At 38.3% G+C, this 19,313-nt stretch carries 17 protein-coding genes; 3 read left to right on the top strand and 14 right to left on the bottom strand.

What is annotated here, in order from left to right; genetic code table 11:
* Nucleotides 1-82 precede the first annotated feature (82 nt).
* The 5 genes from LM917_RS09725 to LM917_RS09705 all read right to left on the bottom strand — a co-directional run bounded on the left by LM917_RS09725 (nt 83) and on the right by LM917_RS09705 (nt 4,368).
* A complete protein-coding gene (locus LM917_RS09725) occupies nt 83-574 on the bottom strand; it encodes a hypothetical protein (RefSeq protein WP_232697311.1) in 492 nt (163 codons plus the stop codon).
* Between the two features lie 118 nt (nt 575-692).
* On the bottom strand, nt 693-932 hold the full coding sequence (locus LM917_RS09720) for a hypothetical protein (protein WP_232697310.1): 240 nt from the start codon (nt 930-932) through the stop codon (nt 693-695).
* Nucleotides 933-1,141: 209 nt separating this feature from the next.
* The gene (locus LM917_RS09715) at nt 1,142-1,291 is read right to left on the bottom strand and encodes a hypothetical protein (RefSeq protein WP_232697309.1); all 150 of its coding nucleotides are present in this window, start codon (nt 1,289-1,291) and stop codon (nt 1,142-1,144) included.
* A 61-nt stretch (nt 1,292-1,352) separates the two neighbouring features.
* Complete coding sequence (locus LM917_RS09710; RefSeq protein ID WP_232697308.1) at nt 1,353-2,735, bottom strand: glycine--tRNA ligase; 1,383 nt, start codon at nt 2,733-2,735, stop codon at nt 1,353-1,355.
* 301 nt (nt 2,736-3,036) lie between these two features.
* Nucleotides 3,037-4,368 (bottom strand): hemolysin family protein, encoded by a 1,332-nt coding sequence (locus tag LM917_RS09705; protein WP_232697307.1) that lies wholly within the window; start codon nt 4,366-4,368, stop codon nt 3,037-3,039.
* A 487-nt stretch (nt 4,369-4,855) separates the two neighbouring features.
* Between LM917_RS09705 and LM917_RS09700 the strand changes: the two genes are divergently transcribed.
* Nucleotides 4,856-5,740: a YitT family protein gene (locus LM917_RS09700; RefSeq protein ID WP_232697306.1), complete on the top strand. Its 885-nt coding sequence runs from the start codon at nt 4,856-4,858 to the stop codon at nt 5,738-5,740.
* A gap of 76 nt (nt 5,741-5,816) precedes the next feature.
* Here the strand turns inward: LM917_RS09700 and LM917_RS09695 are convergent, their stop codons facing one another.
* The 3 genes from LM917_RS09695 to LM917_RS09685 all read right to left on the bottom strand — a co-directional run bounded on the left by LM917_RS09695 (nt 5,817) and on the right by LM917_RS09685 (nt 10,097).
* Nucleotides 5,817-7,427 carry a YcdB/YcdC domain-containing protein gene (locus tag LM917_RS09695; RefSeq protein WP_232697305.1) on the bottom strand — a complete coding sequence of 537 codons (1,611 nt, stop codon included), beginning with the start codon at nt 7,425-7,427 and terminating at the stop codon, nt 5,817-5,819.
* A gap of 252 nt (nt 7,428-7,679) precedes the next feature.
* Nucleotides 7,680-8,555 carry a M15 family metallopeptidase gene (locus tag LM917_RS09690; RefSeq protein ID WP_232697304.1) on the bottom strand — a complete coding sequence of 292 codons (876 nt, stop codon included), beginning with the start codon at nt 8,553-8,555 and terminating at the stop codon, nt 7,680-7,682.
* A gap of 273 nt (nt 8,556-8,828) precedes the next feature.
* A complete protein-coding gene (locus LM917_RS09685) occupies nt 8,829-10,097 on the bottom strand; it encodes a Glu/Leu/Phe/Val family dehydrogenase (RefSeq protein WP_232697303.1) in 1,269 nt (422 codons plus the stop codon).
* 321 nt (nt 10,098-10,418) lie between these two features.
* Between LM917_RS09685 and LM917_RS09680 the strand changes: the two genes are divergently transcribed.
* The gene (locus LM917_RS09680) at nt 10,419-10,757 is read left to right on the top strand and encodes a histidine triad nucleotide-binding protein (RefSeq protein ID WP_232697302.1); all 339 of its coding nucleotides are present in this window, start codon (nt 10,419-10,421) and stop codon (nt 10,755-10,757) included.
* 182 nt (nt 10,758-10,939) lie between these two features.
* Here LM917_RS09680 and LM917_RS09675 read toward each other — a convergent pair whose 3' ends face one another.
* From LM917_RS09675 to LM917_RS09665, 3 genes are all read right to left on the bottom strand, one after another.
* On the bottom strand, nt 10,940-12,190 hold the full coding sequence (locus LM917_RS09675) for an MFS transporter (RefSeq protein ID WP_232697301.1): 1,251 nt from the start codon (nt 12,188-12,190) through the stop codon (nt 10,940-10,942).
* A gap of 274 nt (nt 12,191-12,464) precedes the next feature.
* Nucleotides 12,465-13,532 carry an S-methyl-5-thioribose-1-phosphate isomerase gene (mtnA, locus tag LM917_RS09670; RefSeq protein WP_232697300.1) on the bottom strand — a complete coding sequence of 356 codons (1,068 nt, stop codon included), beginning with the start codon at nt 13,530-13,532 and terminating at the stop codon, nt 12,465-12,467.
* Between the two features lie 60 nt (nt 13,533-13,592).
* Nucleotides 13,593-14,417, bottom strand: a complete 825-nt coding sequence (locus LM917_RS09665; RefSeq protein ID WP_232697299.1) for a purine-nucleoside phosphorylase — start codon at nt 14,415-14,417, stop codon at nt 13,593-13,595.
* 193 nt (nt 14,418-14,610) lie between these two features.
* Here LM917_RS09665 and LM917_RS09660 point away from each other — a divergent pair, with 193 nt between their 5' ends.
* Nucleotides 14,611-15,426 carry a polysaccharide deacetylase family protein gene (locus tag LM917_RS09660; RefSeq protein ID WP_232697298.1) on the top strand — a complete coding sequence of 272 codons (816 nt, stop codon included), beginning with the start codon at nt 14,611-14,613 and terminating at the stop codon, nt 15,424-15,426.
* 532 nt (nt 15,427-15,958) lie between these two features.
* Here the strand turns inward: LM917_RS09660 and LM917_RS09655 are convergent.
* The 3 genes from LM917_RS09655 to LM917_RS09645 are packed head-to-tail and all read right to left on the bottom strand — an operon-like array spanning nt 15,959 to nt 19,310.
* Nucleotides 15,959-17,077, bottom strand: a complete 1,119-nt coding sequence (locus LM917_RS09655) for a Ger(x)C family spore germination protein (RefSeq protein ID WP_232697297.1) — start codon at nt 17,075-17,077, stop codon at nt 15,959-15,961.
* A 23-nt stretch (nt 17,078-17,100) separates the two neighbouring features.
* A complete protein-coding gene (locus LM917_RS09650; protein ID WP_232697296.1) occupies nt 17,101-18,210 on the bottom strand; it encodes a Ger(x)C family spore germination protein in 1,110 nt (369 codons plus the stop codon).
* Entirely contained in the window at nt 18,192-19,310 is a 1,119-nt protein-coding gene (locus LM917_RS09645; RefSeq protein WP_232697295.1) for a GerAB/ArcD/ProY family transporter, read from the bottom strand. The genes LM917_RS09650 and LM917_RS09645 overlap by 19 nt, the downstream gene beginning before the upstream one ends.
* Between the last annotated feature and the right edge of the window lie 3 nt (nt 19,311-19,313).

Raw genomic sequence — 19,313 nt, 5'->3', positions numbered from 1 at the left:
CAAAGTACCGTTACGGAATATCTCTGTGAAAAAAGAGCAGCTCCATTCTGGAGATGCTCCCTTTATCACCGTCCGAAAGCTACTATGGGTTATATTCTTGCATCAGTGGGAAGCCGTCCCAATCCCGTGATATCTTCCATCGATTTTCTTCAAACGTTACATCCATTTGACCTTGTGCCTTGATTTCCTTGGAAGGCTTACCTTCAGGGTAAGACAATCTAAGTACCAAATCGTACGTATAAGTAAATTCTTCATTGATCTGAGATGCGTATGTAAGAGATATCGAGACAACTTCTATGTTTGCTTTTTGTTTCTCTGCTACTTTAATTGGCAAAATAACCTCATTATTATTAGTAAATATATAAAATGCCTTTTCTGTAAAATACGGACGAATACTGTCATTCCGCTTTTTCATTTCTTGTAGATCATCATTAATAGCAGTGAAATCATTTACTTCATATTGAATTTTTTTCATGGACTCAGCAAGACGTTTTACTTCATCATCCTGCGGCTGATAGGAACATCCTGCAACAGTGAAAATAAGTATCAGTACTAACCATAAACTCTTTTTCATTAGCAACACCTCCCTTTACATAATATAACAATTATATAGTATTTTAAATATTGTTTCTTAAAAATCAAAAAACATGCTACACATTTATCTGTAAGCATGCTTTTTACTTTCACAAATTTTATTTTATTTTTCTTTTTTTGCGATTTTTTTCTGCTTTCAGCGTTGCTTCTTCAAACGTTTCATCATCCATTTTTTTCAACAGCTTTATATGATCATTCGTCTCAAAGGTTGTTGTCATTTCAGTAGTAGTTGCAGGAGCGAGCAACGATCTTTTTACGGTAACCGTGGAAATCCAGAAGCCCAACATAGCGATACATAATAAAATCGGGCCAGATAACAGTGATAATTGTGTTGACATCGTAATCCTTCCTTTCCGATTATGATACCGATCATACTGAATATTATAAAAGAAAATTACGGAATAGAAATGGAAAACCAATAACAAATCCATTACATTCTTATATCCTTATGTAATAATTGTAACACAGCTAATGAGAAAAAATTCTTACTTTTCCCATAAGAATGTAACTGCTCAGCCAATTTACTTCTTTATTACATAGGTTCTATTCATAAGAGCTGTTTCTTCATAGAAACGACTTTTATATTACTACCATTTGGTTTATGTACAGTTTCTTCATCTTTATATTCTATAAATGCTTGCACCATCAATTCGTGAATGAATCGTGCATCATTTGATTCAAAAATTTTCATATCCATATAAGCTCTCCCTTACATATAAAAGCAGGATGACCTCAATAGATCACCCTGCTTCTTCTTATTAGAATGAGATTTTATCCTCAATGAATTGTTTCAAATCTGCAATAGCTACACGTGTTTGTTCCATTGAATCACGATCTCGAACCGTTACCATACCATCTTGCTCAGATTCAAAATCATATGTGATGCACAAAGGAGTACCGATTTCATCATGACGACGGTATCGTTTACCGATTGAACCTGCTTCATCATAATCAACTGCGAAGTGTTTTGCCAGATCAGCAAATACTTTTGTTGCAGGTTCAGACAGCTTTTTAGACAATGGGAAAATGGCTGCCTTATATGGTGCCAATGCTGGATGGAAACGCAGAACTGTACGGCTGTCTCCACCTTCTAGCTCTTGTTCTTCAAACGCATCAATAAGAAAAGAAAGTGTTACACGATCCGCTCCCAAAGAAGGTTCGATACAATAAGGTACATAGCGCTCATTCGTTTCTGGATCTAGGTAGTTAAAGTCCTCACCGGAATGCTCCATATGTTGCTTCAAGTCATAATCGGTACGGTCAGCAATACCCCATAGTTCTCCCCAGCCAAATGGGAATTTGTATTCAATATCGCTGGTTCCTGCACTGTAGTGAGACAATTCATCAGCATTATGATCACGCAGGCGAATGTTTTCTTCCTTAACACCTAGGTCAAGAAGCCACTGGAAGCAGTAGTTACGCCAGAACTCGAACCATTTCAGGTCTTCTCCTGGCTTACAGAAAAACTCAAGCTCCATTTGTTCAAATTCACGTGTACGGAATGTAAAGTTACCAGGGGTAATCTCGTTTCGGAAGCTCTTTCCGACTTGTCCGATACCAAATGGTAGCTTTTTACGCATCGTGCGCTGTACATTTTTAAAGTTAACAAAAATACCTTGAGCCGTTTCTGGACGAAGGAAAATTTCGTTAGCAGATGATTCCGTTACACCTTGGAACGTTTTAAACATCAGATTGAACTGGCGAATTTCAGTGAATTCCTTGCTTCCACAATCCGGACATACAATAGCATGTTCCTGAATTAATTCTTGCATTTTTTCAAATGGAAGACCATCAACAACTAGCTCTATGTCTTTCTCAGCTAATTTTTCTTCAATAAGTTTATCAGCACGATGACGAGCCTTACATTTTTTACAGTCAATCATCGGATCGTTGAAGTTACCCACATGACCAGAAGCTACCCATGCTTTTGGGTTCATTAGAATAGCAGCATCCAGTCCAACATTATAGGGAGATTCCTGAATAAATTTTTTCCACCAAGCTTTTTTAATATTGTTTTTTAATTCAACACCAAGTGGACCATAATCCCACGTATTAGCTAGACCCCCATAGATTTCGGAACCTGGGAAAACAAATCCTCTGTGTTTGGCAAGAGCAACGACTTTGTCCATGGTTACACTCATTTTTACTAACTCCTTTATATCCGTATAAGTATGGAAAAGCTCTCTTTCCGATTGGAGGAATGAGAGCTTACCTTTCTTCTGTATATGCAGCCATAAGGGCTCATGCATAACATATGTAAGACTCTGAATGATCATCCCACTGGATGTCAGTATCATTACAAAAGTTCACTCTAGATAAATAAGCGATATTAATCTCTTCCATGTTACATGTTTTATCATCAAAATTCAATTATACTTTCCAAGATAACTAAAAAAGAGGAGGTTTTCACCTCCTCTTTTACTATACATACAGCGTCATTACTTACTCTTTTTCGATAAGCTCCTCTGCTTCTTCCATACTCGGAGCAGGCTTGATTTCAATACTCTTGATGTGATTTACCTCTTTTTCCAGAATACGGAATTCAAATCCATCATAAGTAATCGGCACGCTTTTTTTCAAATCAGGATTTTGCATCAAGATCCAACCAGCTATCGTATCAACCTCTTGATCACTGATATGAAGACCAAATATATCATTGATTTCACTAATCAACACTTTACCATCAACAATTTTATGGTCCTTACCGATATCTTGAATGCGCGGACGCTCGTCATCATCGTATTCATCTCGCACTTCACCAATGATTTCCTCGATGATATCCTCTAACGTAACCAAACCGGCAGTACCACCGTACTCATCGTATAATATTGCCATCTGAATGCGTTTTTTCTGCATTTGCAATAGCAAATCGTGAATTGCCATGGTTTCAATTACTTTTAGAACCGGGCGGGCAAATTGTTTTATACTCGTTATTTCAAGCTCACTCTCGCCAAGACTATTAATAAAGAAGTCTTTTACATTGACCATTCCAACTACATCGTCTTTGTCTTCACCAAAGACAGGATAACGAGTGTACTTTTCAGTTCGCAAGATTTTAATATGTTCTGAGATCGGGTCATCCAGATAAAGACCAGTCATTTCTGTACGTGGTACCATGATCTCTTTGGCAATTCGATTGTCGAACTCAAAGATATTATTAACATATTTGAATTCTGCCATATTAATTTCACCGCTATGGTAGCTTTCAGAAAGAATCAAACGTAATTCCTCTTCTGTGTGGGCAAGCTCATGTTCTGAAGCGGGTTTCAGTCCAAAGAGTCCTGCAAATTTTTGAGCAGACCCATTTAAAACCCAAATAAATGGATACATCACACGATAAAAAATAATCAACGGTTTAGATAAAGATAGAGTTACCTGTTCTGCTTTTTGGATTGCTAATGTTTTTGGTGCAAGCTCCCCTAGAACTACGTGTAAAAATGTTACGACAGCCAGTGCTGTAATGAAAGAAATCGCACTAGCAGCTGTAGGTGGAAAATTCATTTTCTCAAAGACCGGTGTTAAAAGATGATGTACAAAAGGCTCACCTATCATACCAAGAATCAGGGCCGTAATCGTTATCCCTAATTGACAAGCTGATAAATATTCATCCAGATTAGATATAACCTTTTTTGCTGCTAACGCACCAGACTTTTTTTCTGCTACTAACTGATCAATTCTACTCGTTCGCACTTTTACGATTGCAAACTCTGCAGCTACGAAAAATGCTGTCAAAGCAATCAGTAAGGCAATCATGAGCAAATTAAATATCTCCAACCGTTTTCCTTAATTCAATAATGAATTAAGGAGTTCACCTCCAATTAAGTTCTCTCTTTTAATTTCTTACATTAGCAAATCATAACATGGGTGGTCAAAGCTTTAGTAGATCTTGCTATACTACTAACAAAAAAACCGACTATTCCCCACCAAATTAACGCTTTTATGTAAGTATTTAACATTGCGTATACTGAGTTTCTAATTATAATATCTGTAGAAGGAACTCATTGACGTTACCGCTAGGTAAAACCCCCTTTCAAATATGATGTCATACAGAAAGCTTGGAGTCAAACAGATGGTTCTATACACATTTCCTTCTGGTCAGTTCTTACAAAGTTCAACGCATTGACCCATTCCTACGAGCACACATATTGATTGTTCGAAAATCATTCGTTACAATCATCTTGGCAGAAATGCTGTTTACATATAAATATAAACATTTTCATAAAAAGTAAAACAGTATGGAGAAAAGAGTCGAGTTCATCTTATGAGTACACAAACAGAAGCAAGCACACAAAAGAAAAATGTTAACCTAGACATCAAAAAAATAATTGGCGAACTTGCAGGGATTACAGTTGGCTGTCTTATATTTGCATTTGGAGCAAATGCTTTAATCTCTGCACACCATTTGTTACCAGGCGGAATTACTGGTATTAGTACCTTGTTATACCGACTTACAGGTATGCCAATCGGAGTATTGTATTTCCTTTTAAATGTTCCTCTTCTTATTTTGGGATACTTTAAAATCGGGAAGAAATTTCTTGTTTACACAATATTTGCAGTTATAATTCTTTCCTATTTTTTATCAATCATTCCACAAGAAAAGATCTGGACAGATAATGCGCTATTAGGAGCAATTTTTGGGGGATGTATTGCTAATGCTGGGGTTGGAATTGTCATGCGCTTTGGAGGCTCCACAGGAGGAACTGATATACTAGGACGCATTGTAGCCCGTTCATTTCAAATTCCGATTGGGATTTTTAGTTTAGCCATTAACGGTTTTATTGTCTTGGCATCCTCCTATTATGGAACTCCTGAGCTAGCTATGTACACCATCATTTCGATGTATGTTGGTGCGAAAACAGTAGATTTGATCTTGAATCATGTGGACCGCATCTCCGTAACCATTATTACTCGCAATGGTGAAGAAGTGGCAGACGTCATCACACAATCAGTAGTAGGCCGGGGCGTTACCTTGTGGGATGCAAGCGGCGCTTATACTCATTCAAAAAAACAAGTGCTAATGTGCGTAATTGTGAAGCACCAATGGCCATGCCTTAAAAAAATCGTTTTGAAAGCTGATCCTAAAGCGTTTATCACCGTCTCCCCGATTAAACGAATCGTTGGGAATTTCAAAGAGAAATGGTCGTAAAAAATGGCAAGCGAATATCTGTCAGATATGTTGACGGATATCGCTTGCCACTTTTATTAGGTATGTCAGGCAACTTCTACTTCACTTGTGAAGTTTGAATAAACTCACCTGTATATGCATCTATATAGGCGTTCTTATCATAGCCTTTTAATCGATATTGTAAGACAGGTGCTGGTGCTTTTTGATCTTGATAGCTCTCCCAAACATACACCAATTCCATTTCTAAGTTCTTAACGAATTGATCAGTTGCTTTATCCGTAGAAAGAATCCGGTTCATTTGCAGGTTACTCGTAACTGGTGTGTGTAATGGTTGAAAAGTAAAACCAGTAATTGCACCTGTTTTTGCATCAATTGATACTCGATAAGCTGAGTTTTCTACAGGGATATTATTATCTACTACACGGAATAACAGATAATACACATCAGGTTTCGCTATGGCAGTCTGTAATTTCTCCTGGTCTACCCAATCTGGAACTGCTTCTTCATTTGTTGATACAGAATAAAGCTGCAGATTTTTTTGCTTAGAATCTACATAATTATCAAGGAAGGAAAGAGCTTTTCCTATCGCTTCTTGTTCACGTAACAGTTTTTCATCTGTTGATTCTGTAGGTTTGTTTTGAATGGTACTCACTTGGCTGAGCTTTTTACTGATCGGATCAAACTGAAGAACGATTTGATGCTTACCATCTTCACTTTTCCACTGGTAGAAACCGGTGCCTTCTGAGAAAGTGTTCTTCGCAGTAGATAACCCCATTTCAGCGATAATCTTTTCTGCTTCCTGTTGATTTCCTAATATAGGGATTTCACCTTTGCCTGAAACAGAATACTTGGAATCACGTTCTATTCGTTTCCCATATCCCTCTACTTCTTTTCCCGTACTGGCATCAATAATGGGAATATACTTGGCAACATATTTCAAAACAGGTTGGCTTTCGTCTACAGTGTTACTCACAGTATTATCTTTATCACCCAATTGAGCTTGAGCTGAATTTACTACAAGTGAAAGGGAAGCATTTTTTTGAACGGCTTTTTGTGCCTTCTCATGTGTTATGACCTTGGTTGGATCAGGGAACTGTTTACTCTGTATATCTTGATCGAACTTCGTCGTTCGATTTACACTGATGACCTTCTCTTCATTTGATACTTGGACGATAATCTTATCGTTGTCGAACGGAATGCCATTAATAAGACGTGTAAACGTGACCGATTGGCTGCCATTTTGGCTATTTGGGATGGTAAGTTGCTCTTGCCGATAGGTTGCCAGCTTTTGTCCCATCATTTCACTTACAAATTCTTGAGCACTCTGCTTTGCTTTTTCAGCCGAAATCGCTTCCGCCTTAGACTGATTAGCAGGCTGTGAAATCGACAGGCTCAATATTTCGCCAGTCTTATCATTAATCTCTACACTTGCACTGTTCGATTGTTTAGTACCCCCACTTGCATGAACAAGCCAAGTATTTTCTTTTTGAAAATCGTCAGATGGAACCAAACGTACGCTAGAAGGTTTCAAGGATTCTAAATCCGGCAACAGATTCTGTATTGCTTCATATGATTTTTTAACATGTGTTGGCATCGTTTTTTGAATTTCTATTGTCTTGGGAATTGCTGCATGAGATAAACCAGGTGTTACTGTAATGATACTGATTGCAACACATGAAGCAACAATTTGGCTCGTTCTTTTCTTCATAATATACACTCCTTCACAAAAAGCCTTATCTATAAGGACATTCTTCCCTACCTTTTTGTTTCACTTTTTCGTATTTCTCTGAAAGAGAACAATTTGGTACATGCACATAACTACTTTTATATATACAAAAGAGTCAAAATCAGCTTATAAAAGAACTGCCCTTCAAACCTAGATCTGTTTGAAAGGCAGTTCTGATATCTGTACGTAAAAAAATGAAAATAATGGTGGACAACAGGTCCATCCTCTGACTGATTATGGGGCGAAAGCAGTAGGTGATTCACTAAATTCTTCCAATGTAATCCCTCTATCCTGAATTGCTTTGGCATTCTCTTCACCTACATAACGTATATGCCATGGTTCATACTGATAGCCAGTAATCGCTTCTTTTCCTTTTGGATAGCGAATGACAAAACCATGTTTCCAAGAATTTTGCTCCAACCAAATTGCTTCTTCTGTTCCCCCGAAGCAATCCTGTGCAGCACATTCACCTGTACTACCTGAGACATCTATGGATAAACCTGTTTCATGCTCACTGTGTCCTGGCTCTGCTGAATACTTACGTGCTGCTTCTATCCCATCTTTCTGGGCGTAACGATTAAAAAGAGCTGTCTGTGTTGCATTTGAACGATAGGCAGACACTCCTGCGAGTGCTACACCATCTTGTTTCGCCGCAGCGAACATCTTTTCCAACGCCCCTGCTGCTTCTGCTCTCATCATTCGTTTCTCAATCTTTTCACTAAAGACAAAGGGGACATCTGGATATACTAAATCCTTAGGCTTGTATTGGTCAGGCAGTTTGTTTTGCTTGTTAACCAGAACTGAGATACTTTCGGGGGCACTAACTTGATTATAACTGCCCGACTCCCCAGATTGATTGGGTGAATTGCTGGAAGGATTACTTGAAATCCCCGCAGCAGGAGTAGAGGTACCAGTCTGACCATTCGAATCAGGTGCTGTTGCAGATGGTTCTTCCTTTTTATCCGTTTCACTGGTTGTTTGTTGTTCTGCCTTGGTGTTCTCTGTAAGCTGTTCAGGCGTTGGTTCGTTTTCTGCTTGACAACCAGTCACAATTGTTGCCGATAACAACATTGCCCATAAGCTTGCAGAAAATGTGCACATCTTATTCATGTAATTTGGTTCCTCCTTTTTCTATCTATCAGTAGAACCATTTGTTCTTGCTGAGAAAAGGTCATAATGTAAAGACGATTATCACTCAATTTACGTTACAGATATCAGAGAAATTGATGAAAACACATCAGGATGAAAGCGGAAGTTTGGTGTAAGCGCTCACGCCAAATTACCCAGCATACATAGTATAAATCACCTGCAGGAATGAGGGAACAGTAAAAACCCGCCGGCCACGTAACTGCCGGCGGGATTCATATCTATGTTACCAAATAATTAGTTACACCAACCTCTTGCTTTCATAGCTTCCGTAATGCGAAGTAAAGAAAGCATATAAGCAGCTGTACGCATATCTGTTTGATACTGCTCTGCCAAGCGAGAAACATTATGGTAAGAGCGAACCATAACATGATTTAAACGATCGTTTACTTCTTTTTCGGTCCAATAATAGTTCATCAAGTTTTGTACCCATTCAAAGTATGAAACGGTAACTCCACCAGCATTGGACAAGATATCTGGAATAACCAGTTTACCATTTTCACGTAGTACCAAGTCAGCCGCAGGAGTTGTTGGTCCATTTGCAGCCTCTGCAATGATCTCAGCTTTAATTCGATCAGCATTTTCTGCTGTAATCACATTTTCCAGAGCAGCTGGAATCAATATGTCTACATCTAGCTCCAGCAATTCAGCATGATTAATTTTAGTCACAGCTTCCAATTCGGAAAGTGTTCCAATATCTTTTGCTTGAATTGCTTTCGGGAGATTAATACCTTCTTCTGCATACAAAGCTACCTTGGAATCACTGATTGCAACAATTTTAGCACCTAATTCATGAAGAAGTTCCGCAGCAATACGGCCTGCGTTTCCAAATCCCTGGATGGCAACAGTAGCGTTTGTAGGCTCCTTACCTTTTTGTTTTAATGCCTCAATAATGGTAACAACACAACCTCTAGCTGTTGCTTCATTTCTACCAAGGGAACCTCCTAAGATGATTGGTTTTCCAGTAATAACCCCAGGAGAAACCTCGCCTTTCAAACGGCTGTAAGTATCCATCATCCAGCCCATAATTTTTGCATTCGTATACACATCTGGAGCAGGAATATCTTTATTAGGACCGACGAAATCAGAGATGGCTTCCATAAAACCTCTACTGATTCTCTCTAGCTCCCCTTCACTAAATGTGTGTGGATCACAGATAACTCCACCTTTACCGCCACCATAAGGCAATTCAACGACACCACATTTAAAGCTCATCCACATTGATAATGCTTTTACTTCATCTAAGTTAACATCTGGATGAAAACGAATTCCACCTTTGGTTGGTCCTAACGCATCAATATGTTGGGAACGATATCCTTCAAAGACACGAACAGATCCATCATCCATTTTCACTGGAAAATTTACACTAAGTACACGTTTCGGCTTTTTTAGAATCTCAACCGCTTCTCGAGAAAGATTAAGTAATGCTGCTGCTTTCTCAATTTGTTCTTGAACAATTTCGTACGGATTTAAGCTTTCTTGTTGTAATGTGTCGTATTGTAGCATTCTCTCTTCATCCTATCTATCTGTTAATTTATATTTATATACTATTTTATATGAATTTTTATAAAAATCTCAAGGAGAAATTTATGAAATCTTTATATTCCTTTGTTATTCTTTAGATTATTAGATGAATAATTATGTATTATATGTATAGTTTTCATGCATATTATTCGACACTCAATTATATTAACACGAAAAATGTTGGAATATGCGCTTGCCAGGGAAATATTCTTATATTGTTACTATTTATGGTTATAGACTAGCCATGAGCAAACGATTTGTCTACAATGGAAAGTAAACACAATCTGGAAGGGGTAATGATACGTGGACTGTCTTTTTTGTAAAATTATTAATGGGGATATTCCATCCAAAAAAGTATATGAGGATGACCATGTATATGCTTTTCACGATATAAGTCCTATGGCACCTGTACATATTCTGATTATCCCTAAAAAACACATTCCTTCCGTTATGGGAATCACTGCTGAGGATAAGGATTTGATTGGACATCTTCACTTAGCCATTCAGCATATTGCAAAAGAAATGAATTTGGATGAAGAAGGTTTCCGTGTCATTACGAATACTGGAAAAAATGGACAGCAAACTGTTTTCCATCTTCACTACCACATTGTCGGTGGGCGTCAATTAGAGTGGAACATGTAGGAATTCGTAACAAAACGGTCATGACCGTTTTGTTGGACCGCAAGCGGTCACATCCAATTTTATGAAAAACGTCGTCGAGACGTTTTTCACAGAAAAAGAGTGTTCGTTTATGTGAAATTCACATTTCGAACACTCTTTTTCTGTGAAATGGCTAATGAATCGGTAGGTTATTCCTGCCTACTCTACTCATTTGTAGCTGTAGAAGTAGTAGTAACAGAATCATTTTTAATAATCGTTTCTCGATACATCGGTATGATAAGAAGACCTCCTATAATAAACAATAGGCCTGCCATCTGATAACTAAGTTGAAGGGAACCCATCTCTTTGATCAAGCCTGAGAAGATCATCATGATCACCATTCCCCCCATAAAGAGTGGATTAAGTACCCCGTTTACGCGCCCTACATATTCTTCGTCTGTAGAACCGAGAATGATCGTATTAATCCCCGTACTAATACACGGAAAGAGTAAACCATTAATAAATTGAAAACAGAGCGCAATAAAGAAACTGGTTGAAAAACTTATTCCTATTACAGATATCGCACTGCTTACCATTCCGATCGTAAGCAATTTCTGCGGGGAAATTTTCCGAGAAAGACCCATGACTAATGCTCCGCCTACTAACATGGCACCACCATTAACCATAAGGAACCATTGCAGGTTCTCCTTTGCCATTCCCAATTGTTCCACTACGACGAAGACACCCAATGGTTGCAAGATTCCTACAGCTAAACCAGCCGCCAAAAAGGCTCCTGCCATGATACGAAGAGCGAAACTGTTCTTCACATACTTGAAACCATCCATAATATCTTTTCGCACGGTTGTTTCTTTTAGCTCACGAACTGGAGCTTGATCAGCTGGTAAAAAGTATAACACCGCCGCAGATAACAAGAAACAAATACCTGTTACTGCAATTGATACCGTTATCCCATACTTTTGGAAGATCATTGTACCAATTGCAGGACCAATAATCATGAATATTGCCATCAGCGTTTGAAACATTGCCATAGCAGCTTGTAACTGATCTTGTGGTACATGCTGTTTAAACAGCTTCATCATTGAAGGTTGGGAAAATTGAGATAAGATCGCAGAGACTAATGTTACGAAGAAAACAGCTTTCCAAGAGCCGAAGATCAGCGTAAATAATACTGCAAAAACGGATATTGCGCTCAAAATATCACACCATACAATCGTTCGTTTGGGCCTCCACCTATCTGCGTATGTTCCACCTATAAATGAAAACAGAAAGATAGGAGCGAATTCTGCAACGTAGATGAGGGATACTGCTGTTGAATTTCCTTGTGTAGAATCCATGACGAATAATAAAATAGCGAAATTTCGAACCCATGTTCCAATTTGTACAAATACACCCGCCAGCAAGATATATCTGATAAATTTGTTAGCAAAAATATTACCTTTTTGTACGTTTTCCATGTAACGCCTACCCTCCTATACACTTCTCCAATTAAACAGAGCACTTTATATCCTACCACAAGAATCTGGTTTTATCTAAGTTTTTTTCATAAAAGTTTGTACCAGTTTCATTTCAACACTTTTTAATATTGTCTGTAATTTTGCTAACATTTTATTTTCATGTCTATCAAATATCCATCATTTTTTGCTACTCATTTTCCCATAGGAAAAAAGAAGCAAGCTAATACTTGCTTCCTTCTCATTTTCGTAAGTCACAAGACGACTCTAGGTTTATTTATTTGTGAAATAGCTCTGCTAACGACTTGTCGTAAGGTGCTCTACTCACACCCTTTTCTGTGATAATCGCCGTTATTAATTCATGGGGAGTGACATCGAACGCAGGGTTATACACTTTAACATCTGCCGGAGCTGTCCTCTTGCCGAATCCTTCAATAATCTCAGCACCATCGCGTTCCTCTATCGGTATCTGGCCTCCAGAGAGTGTTTTCATGTCAATTGTAGATAGTGGGGCTGCCACATAGAAAGGAATATTGTGTGCTTTAGCAAGTAATGCAACTCCATAGGTACCAATTTTATTGGCAACATCTCCATTAGCAGCTACCCGGTCACATCCTACGATTACTGCTTGTATTAAGCCCTTGGACATAACCATCGCTGCCATACTATCCGTAATTAATGTCACATCAATTCCAGCTTCATGTAGTTCCCAAGCAGTGAGGCGAGCTCCTTGAAGAAGAGGGCGGGTTTCATCTGCGAATACTTTTAACGACATTCCCTTTTGCTGTGCCAGGTAGATTGGAGCAAGGGCTGTACCATAACGGGCTGTAGCGATTCCACCTGCATTACAATGCGTTAAAACACCCATTCCGTCCTGAAATAATGGGAGAGCATGTTCCCCAATTAAACGACAAGTCTCTTCATCTTCATCCCGAATAGCGTGAGCCTCTTGCACCAGTAATGCCTTGATCTCTTTAACTGACTTTTCCTTCTCTAGAACTGCACGTTCTTCCATACGATTTAGTGCCCAAAACAAGTTCACGGCTGTCGGACGAGAGGTTGCCAAATATTCTTTTTTATCAGTAAATACCTGATAAAATTGTTCAAAGCTACTCTCTGGAGCATCCATAATACCTACTAGCAAACCGTATGCGGCAGCTATTCCGATAGCCGGTGCTCCCCTCACTTTTAATTCTTTAATCGCATCCCAAGCATCCTCTATTTGATCGATCTCCAGAAATTCCTTACTAGTCGGTAACTTGGTTTGATCCAGAATATAAAGTTTGCCATTCTCATACTTTACAGATTGAATAAAATCAGCCACTGTAATCACATCTCCCCTCATTATTCATTAAAGCAAAATCACACTTTGAATAACATTCATTTTTAGTTTTTGAGATTCAGATTAGGAAGAGATACGTTTTACGACACCTCGAAGTAATGACGCAAACGTATCCTTTGCTTTACCAGCAGCTTCATATACTTCTTCTGCCGTAATGGGTTGAGGCAGGATTCCTGCAGCCATATTGCATATACAAGAAATCACTAACACTTTTATCCCTACATGATTAGCAACAATTACCTCTGGAACGGTTGACATTCCAACTGCTTGTCCCCCGAGCAAACGTGCCATCCTTATCTCAGCTGGTGTCTCAAAGCTAGGTCCATTGAAGGCGACATAAACCCCTTCCAGCAAATTAATTTGCTGTTCGGTCGCTACATTTTTCGCCAGTTCATTTAGCCTTGGACAATAAGCTTGACTCATATCGGGAAAACGCTCCTCAAACGGATTATGATTAGGACCAATCAATGGGTTCATTCCCATTAAATTAATATGATCGGCTACTAGCATCAAATCTCCAGGTTGCTGAGTACATTCAAGCCCTCCGCTAGCATTCGTCATGATAACGTGAGTGACCCCAAGAGCTTTCATGACACGTATCGGGAAAGTGACTTCATCCATACTATATCCTTCATACAAATGAAATCGCCCCTGCATCGCCAGAACAGTAAGCCCTTCCAGTTCACCGATTACCAGTTGTCCTGCGTGATAATCAACAGTGGAACGTACAAAGTGCGGGATCTCTTGATATGGAATAATGGAAGCGCCCTTTATTTCTTCAGCTAGATCACCCAGACCCGATCCCAATACCAACCCGAGTGTTGGAGGTTTGGAAATTTTGGATAAGATATATGTTTTTGCTCTGTTTACAGCTTCGTGGTTATACATACTTCCTCCTGTACTTACTATTACCTCATTCAATTCTAATTGTCATCCGCATTTCATGACCATTTTATTGTAATTCCCAAACTATTTCAAACTATATTGGAGTGACGCTTGGAAGAAATCAGGCAAACATACTTTTCCCTACAGTTGTACAACCTAACAATATCGCTCAACTCGATCAGAAAGGGAGAGGATCATGCTTTCGAAGCCAAAGATAGTTATGATGTTCCATATTTGTATTGCCTTACTATTGCTGCCAACTTCTGAAGTTGGTTCCCAATCGAGGGACAGAGATTATTATGAAAAAAAAGGGGAAGTTGTTTGGGAGCTTCCAACTGAGAAAAAAGTGATTGCCCTTACCTTTGATGACGGTCCTGATAGGAAGATTACTCCTCAAATTTTAAGTTTATTAAAGAAGCATAATGCTCACGCAACATTTTTTACTGTGGGTAACCGGATAAAGAAAAATCCAGAGATTATCAAACAAATGGCATTACAGCACCATGAAATTTCTAACCATACGTTTAGCCATCCTGACCTTCGACATCTGTCTACAGATCAAATTCGTAAACAGATTCAGGAAACACAAAATATTATTCAAGATATTACTGGAACAAAGCCTACCTTGTTTCGACCACCTGGAGGTTATTACAGCCAAAAAGTAATTGCAACAGCAAAAGAAATGGGATACCTTGTCGTAATGTGGTCTTGGCACCAAGATACGCGTGATTGGAGCGATCCTGGCGTCTCAAAAATAGTAAATAAAGTAATTAAAAATGCACGTAACGGCGATATTGTTCTATTTCATGATTTCGGGGGTCGTAGAGAACAAACCGTACATGCATTAGAAAAAATTCTACCCGAGTTAGAAAAGAAGGGATATCATTTCGTTACTGTATCAGAATTAATTGCAATACGTAATCAATATCCAGTCAAAACAAACTTGATCCATCCCCTATCGATTCAGAAACAAGAACCCTCTTTTAAGGAAAGTGAACGTTCTCCCAATTAATAATAGGAAAGAAGAAAGAAAGTAACTCCACGAAGTTCATACTTTCTATTACAGAAAAAAAGGCCGTGCTGTGGTGGCAGCACGGCTACATGTATATGGGAATCAGGTAGATGGTTTACTATTTCTTATCTCTCCATTCAGTAGTTGGCTTTAAGGAGAAGACGCATCATCACATGTACTTTGACTGTCCTGTTTGACGTTATTCATGGGATGTAATGTAAATCTATATTCAACATCACCTGAGTTTCCCGTTCCATACGAACCAGATTGCTACTATACACTTATATCCATTGTGAGCACCACCCCATATGCATAAGGCATGCACTAGATGTTTTTCTAGTAATGGATAAGATAGTAAAGGATACAAACAGAATGTATGGCGTGGTGTGAAAAATTCCTTCTTCTTCCACAACCAATCCTATAGACATTCGTTAGGAAAAAAAAGTTGCAGATTATACTATTATTTATAATGCAGTAGACATTAGGTTTACTGTAATATTTTTATGTAAACTAAATGTCTTTTCACTTGTCCCTATTCCTGAACACTCCCCGGGTATTTAAACCTTACATTTGTTTTTAATGAAAACGTAGCTTTCGCAAACTCTTTAGGCCATCGGTCCTTTATTTTTTTCCATTCTTTATACTGATAAGCTTGAGCGTACAAGCCATAACCGATTGGATCAACCTTATTCTTTTGTAATTTTTTTATGAGGATCTTGAAGTCCTTATCCAATATTTTTTCTAACTTTTTCTTAATTTGTAAGTAATCTCTATCCCTTGTAACAAGATTGATACTTTCTGTTATATTGGCATCCATCTTCAACTCAATATCAAAATGAAAATGTCCATCTCTCATGCTAACCTTCACTTTATCTCTAACACTATCATAGGTAGCTGAAAGATATTTATTCGTTGCTTTGTCATCGCCTTTCTTGATTGGCACGGTTAATGAATAGGTCCCTTGCTTTTTCCGCACAAGCATGCTAAACATAATACTTTCAGTCAAATCAAGCGAGTTCACATATTTACCATGACTGTTTAGCAAAGCCATTCCTTTTAACCTGATGCCCTGCTTATCAAGCATTATTTCGGACACGAAAGGAGTGATTCCTGGTTCTGTCATTTGCCATTGGAATTCAGGCAGTGTCACTTTCTGGGTTAAGTTCCGAAAATAAGCTGCATCAATTAACTTAACTAACAAGATGGGAAGTCGTGGCCTGTTTTCCGGTGAAAAGCTGATGACATCCTTAACAGGACCATCTACCAGAACTACGCGTGCGTTACTCCCGTTTCCTACATCCCGGTACAATACATCCATTAATTCATAAACATTATATTCCTTTGCTAAACCTTTCCCGACCAAAAGCACCTGCAGCTTGGCAGCTATTGACAAGGCAGTTACACGAGAATCGAATTCCTGGCGTGAAGTACGCATAGTATGCGATTTCTCTTCGTAATCCTCGGTCTTTTTTATGGCTTCTTTGCTAAAAACGGGTGCGACGCTATAGAAATAGAGTTGATTTCCTTTTTTGTCAATTCCGTTAATGAGTTGAAATGTTTGATCTTCAATGTTTATTCTCTGGATATTGGTACATGAAACCAACGAGAGCGAAAGGATTGTAACCAACAAAATCATTATTTTTCGTCGCATGTTTGTCGCCGCCTGTAAAAAACTTATTCTTGGACACTCCCCGGGTATTTGAATTTTACATTGGTTTTTAATGAAAACGTAGCTTTAGCGAATTCTTCAGGCCACCGGTCCTTTATTTTTTTCCAGTTTTTATACTGATAAGCTTGAGCGTACAACCCATAACCGATTGGATCAACTTTATTCTTTTGTAATTTTTTTATGAGGATCTTGAAGTCCTTATCCAATATTTTTTTTAACTTTTTCTCAACCTGCAAGTAATTTCTATCCCGTGTAACAAGATGGATACTTTCTGTTATATTGGCATCCATCTTCAACTCGACGTCAAAATGAAAATGCCCCTCTCTCATGCTGACTTTCACTTTATCTTTAACACTAGTATAGGTAGCTGACATATATTTGTTCATCACTTTGTCATCGCCTTTTTTGATTGGCACGGTTAATGAATAGGTCCCTTGCTTTTTCCGCATAAGCATGCTAAGCATGACACTTTCATTCAAGTCAAGCGAGTTCACATATTTACCATGATTGTTTAGCAAAGCAATTCCTTTTAGCTTAATGCCCTGCTTATCAAGCATAATTTCGGTAATGTAAGGAGTGATTCCTGGTTCTATCATTTGCCATTGGAATTCAAGCAGTGTCACTCTCTGGGTTAAGTTCCGCAAATAAGCTGCATCAATTAGCTTAGTTAAATAGATGGGAAGTCGTGGCCTGTTTTCCGGTGCAAACTTGATGACATCCTTGACAGGACCGTCTACCATAACTACACGTGCGTTACTTCCGCTAGTTACATCACGGTACAATACATCCATTAAAGCGAAAATATTATGTTCCTTTACCAAACCTTTCCCGACCAAAAACAACTGTAGCTTGTTGGCCATTGACAAAGCAGTTGCACGAGAATCAAATTCATTGCGTGCAGTACGCATGGTATGCGATTTCACTTCATACTCCTCGATCTTTTTTTTGGCTTCTGCGTGAAAAACGGGCGCGACGCTATAAAAATAGAGCTGGTTTCCTTTTTTGTCAATTCCACTAAGGAGTGAAAATGTTTGATCTTCAATGTCTGTTTTGGTACATGAAACCAGCAAAAGCGAAAGGATTGTAAGTAACAAAATCATTTTTTTTGGTCGCATGTTTGTCGCCGCCTGTCAATACGATCTTGAAAGAAGTAAAGGTAGCTAATGAACAGAATAGGAAATACATAACCAACAAAAAAACCCAGTATATTACTGTACTTAACGTATCTCATGATATCGTTATAACTAAGAGTGAAAAAGAAACTACTAATTACAAATAAGGCTAGAAAATAGAAAAAATGTTTTGGTAATAAGCTTCTTTTAAATAAACCAGTTAAGCCGTAGATGGAGAAAAACGTATATGTCACCCAAGTCGTTGAAAATGATACGAGGTAAAAGGAGAGAAAGATAACCTCCAGTCTCTCAAGAAATGGAAACGTAATTATTCTTAACAGGCTTAAAGTAGGCCAGAGTGTATCCATTAATTGCGTGGGACTAAAATAGGAAAAGTTTACTATCGTAACAAGCATTAGCACAGACATAGAAATGGTATTGGCAACAATAACGTTGAAAGATGCCTTCTCTTTCGTTTCCAAATAAGGATATAAAAACATCGTCATCTCAAAGCCAAGGAAGAAAAAAAGTGTGCTTCCAACCCCTTTTAAAATGGGTAGAAGTCCGTCCTTAATTAGTGGTAGAAAATAGAGTAGGTTTCCGCGATAAAGTGGTATAAACAACAAAAATGGCATCCAGATTGATATCATCGTTGTAATCTCAACGTATCTTCCCATTATTTTTACCCCTTTACAACAAAGATAAAAAATAGGAGCAACCAATAACAACATAATGTAATAAGCTGGAATTCGTTGTAGAATCCAAACCTGGACAATAAAAACGGCAGCAGAAACGATTAGAAACGAGAAGAAGATCAAATATGCAATGATAAATAAATAAAACAAGCCCCCTATCCATTTTCCACAATATCTTTGTAGAGCTGTCCGAATGGTCAGGCCCGGTATCCGCTTCATCAACTGAATGATGATTAGATTAGCTGTAGTAGCAAGAATCCAGCTCAAAATAACAGATACCCACCCATCTGTACCGGCTACACGCATTAAATCTCTTGGAATATATAAAATACCCAATCCAATTTGCGTACTGGCGATGAACAAAGTGAATTGTAAGTTAGATATTTTATTACTTTGCATGTGGCTCATACA

It is taken from the genome of Brevibacillus daliensis, from assembly GCF_021245735.1.
Lineage (GTDB): Bacteria > Bacillota > Bacilli > Brevibacillales > Brevibacillaceae > Brevibacillus_B > Brevibacillus_B daliensis.
Note: the sequence above shows the minus strand (reverse complement) of the source record. Positions and strands in the feature narration are given on the sequence as shown.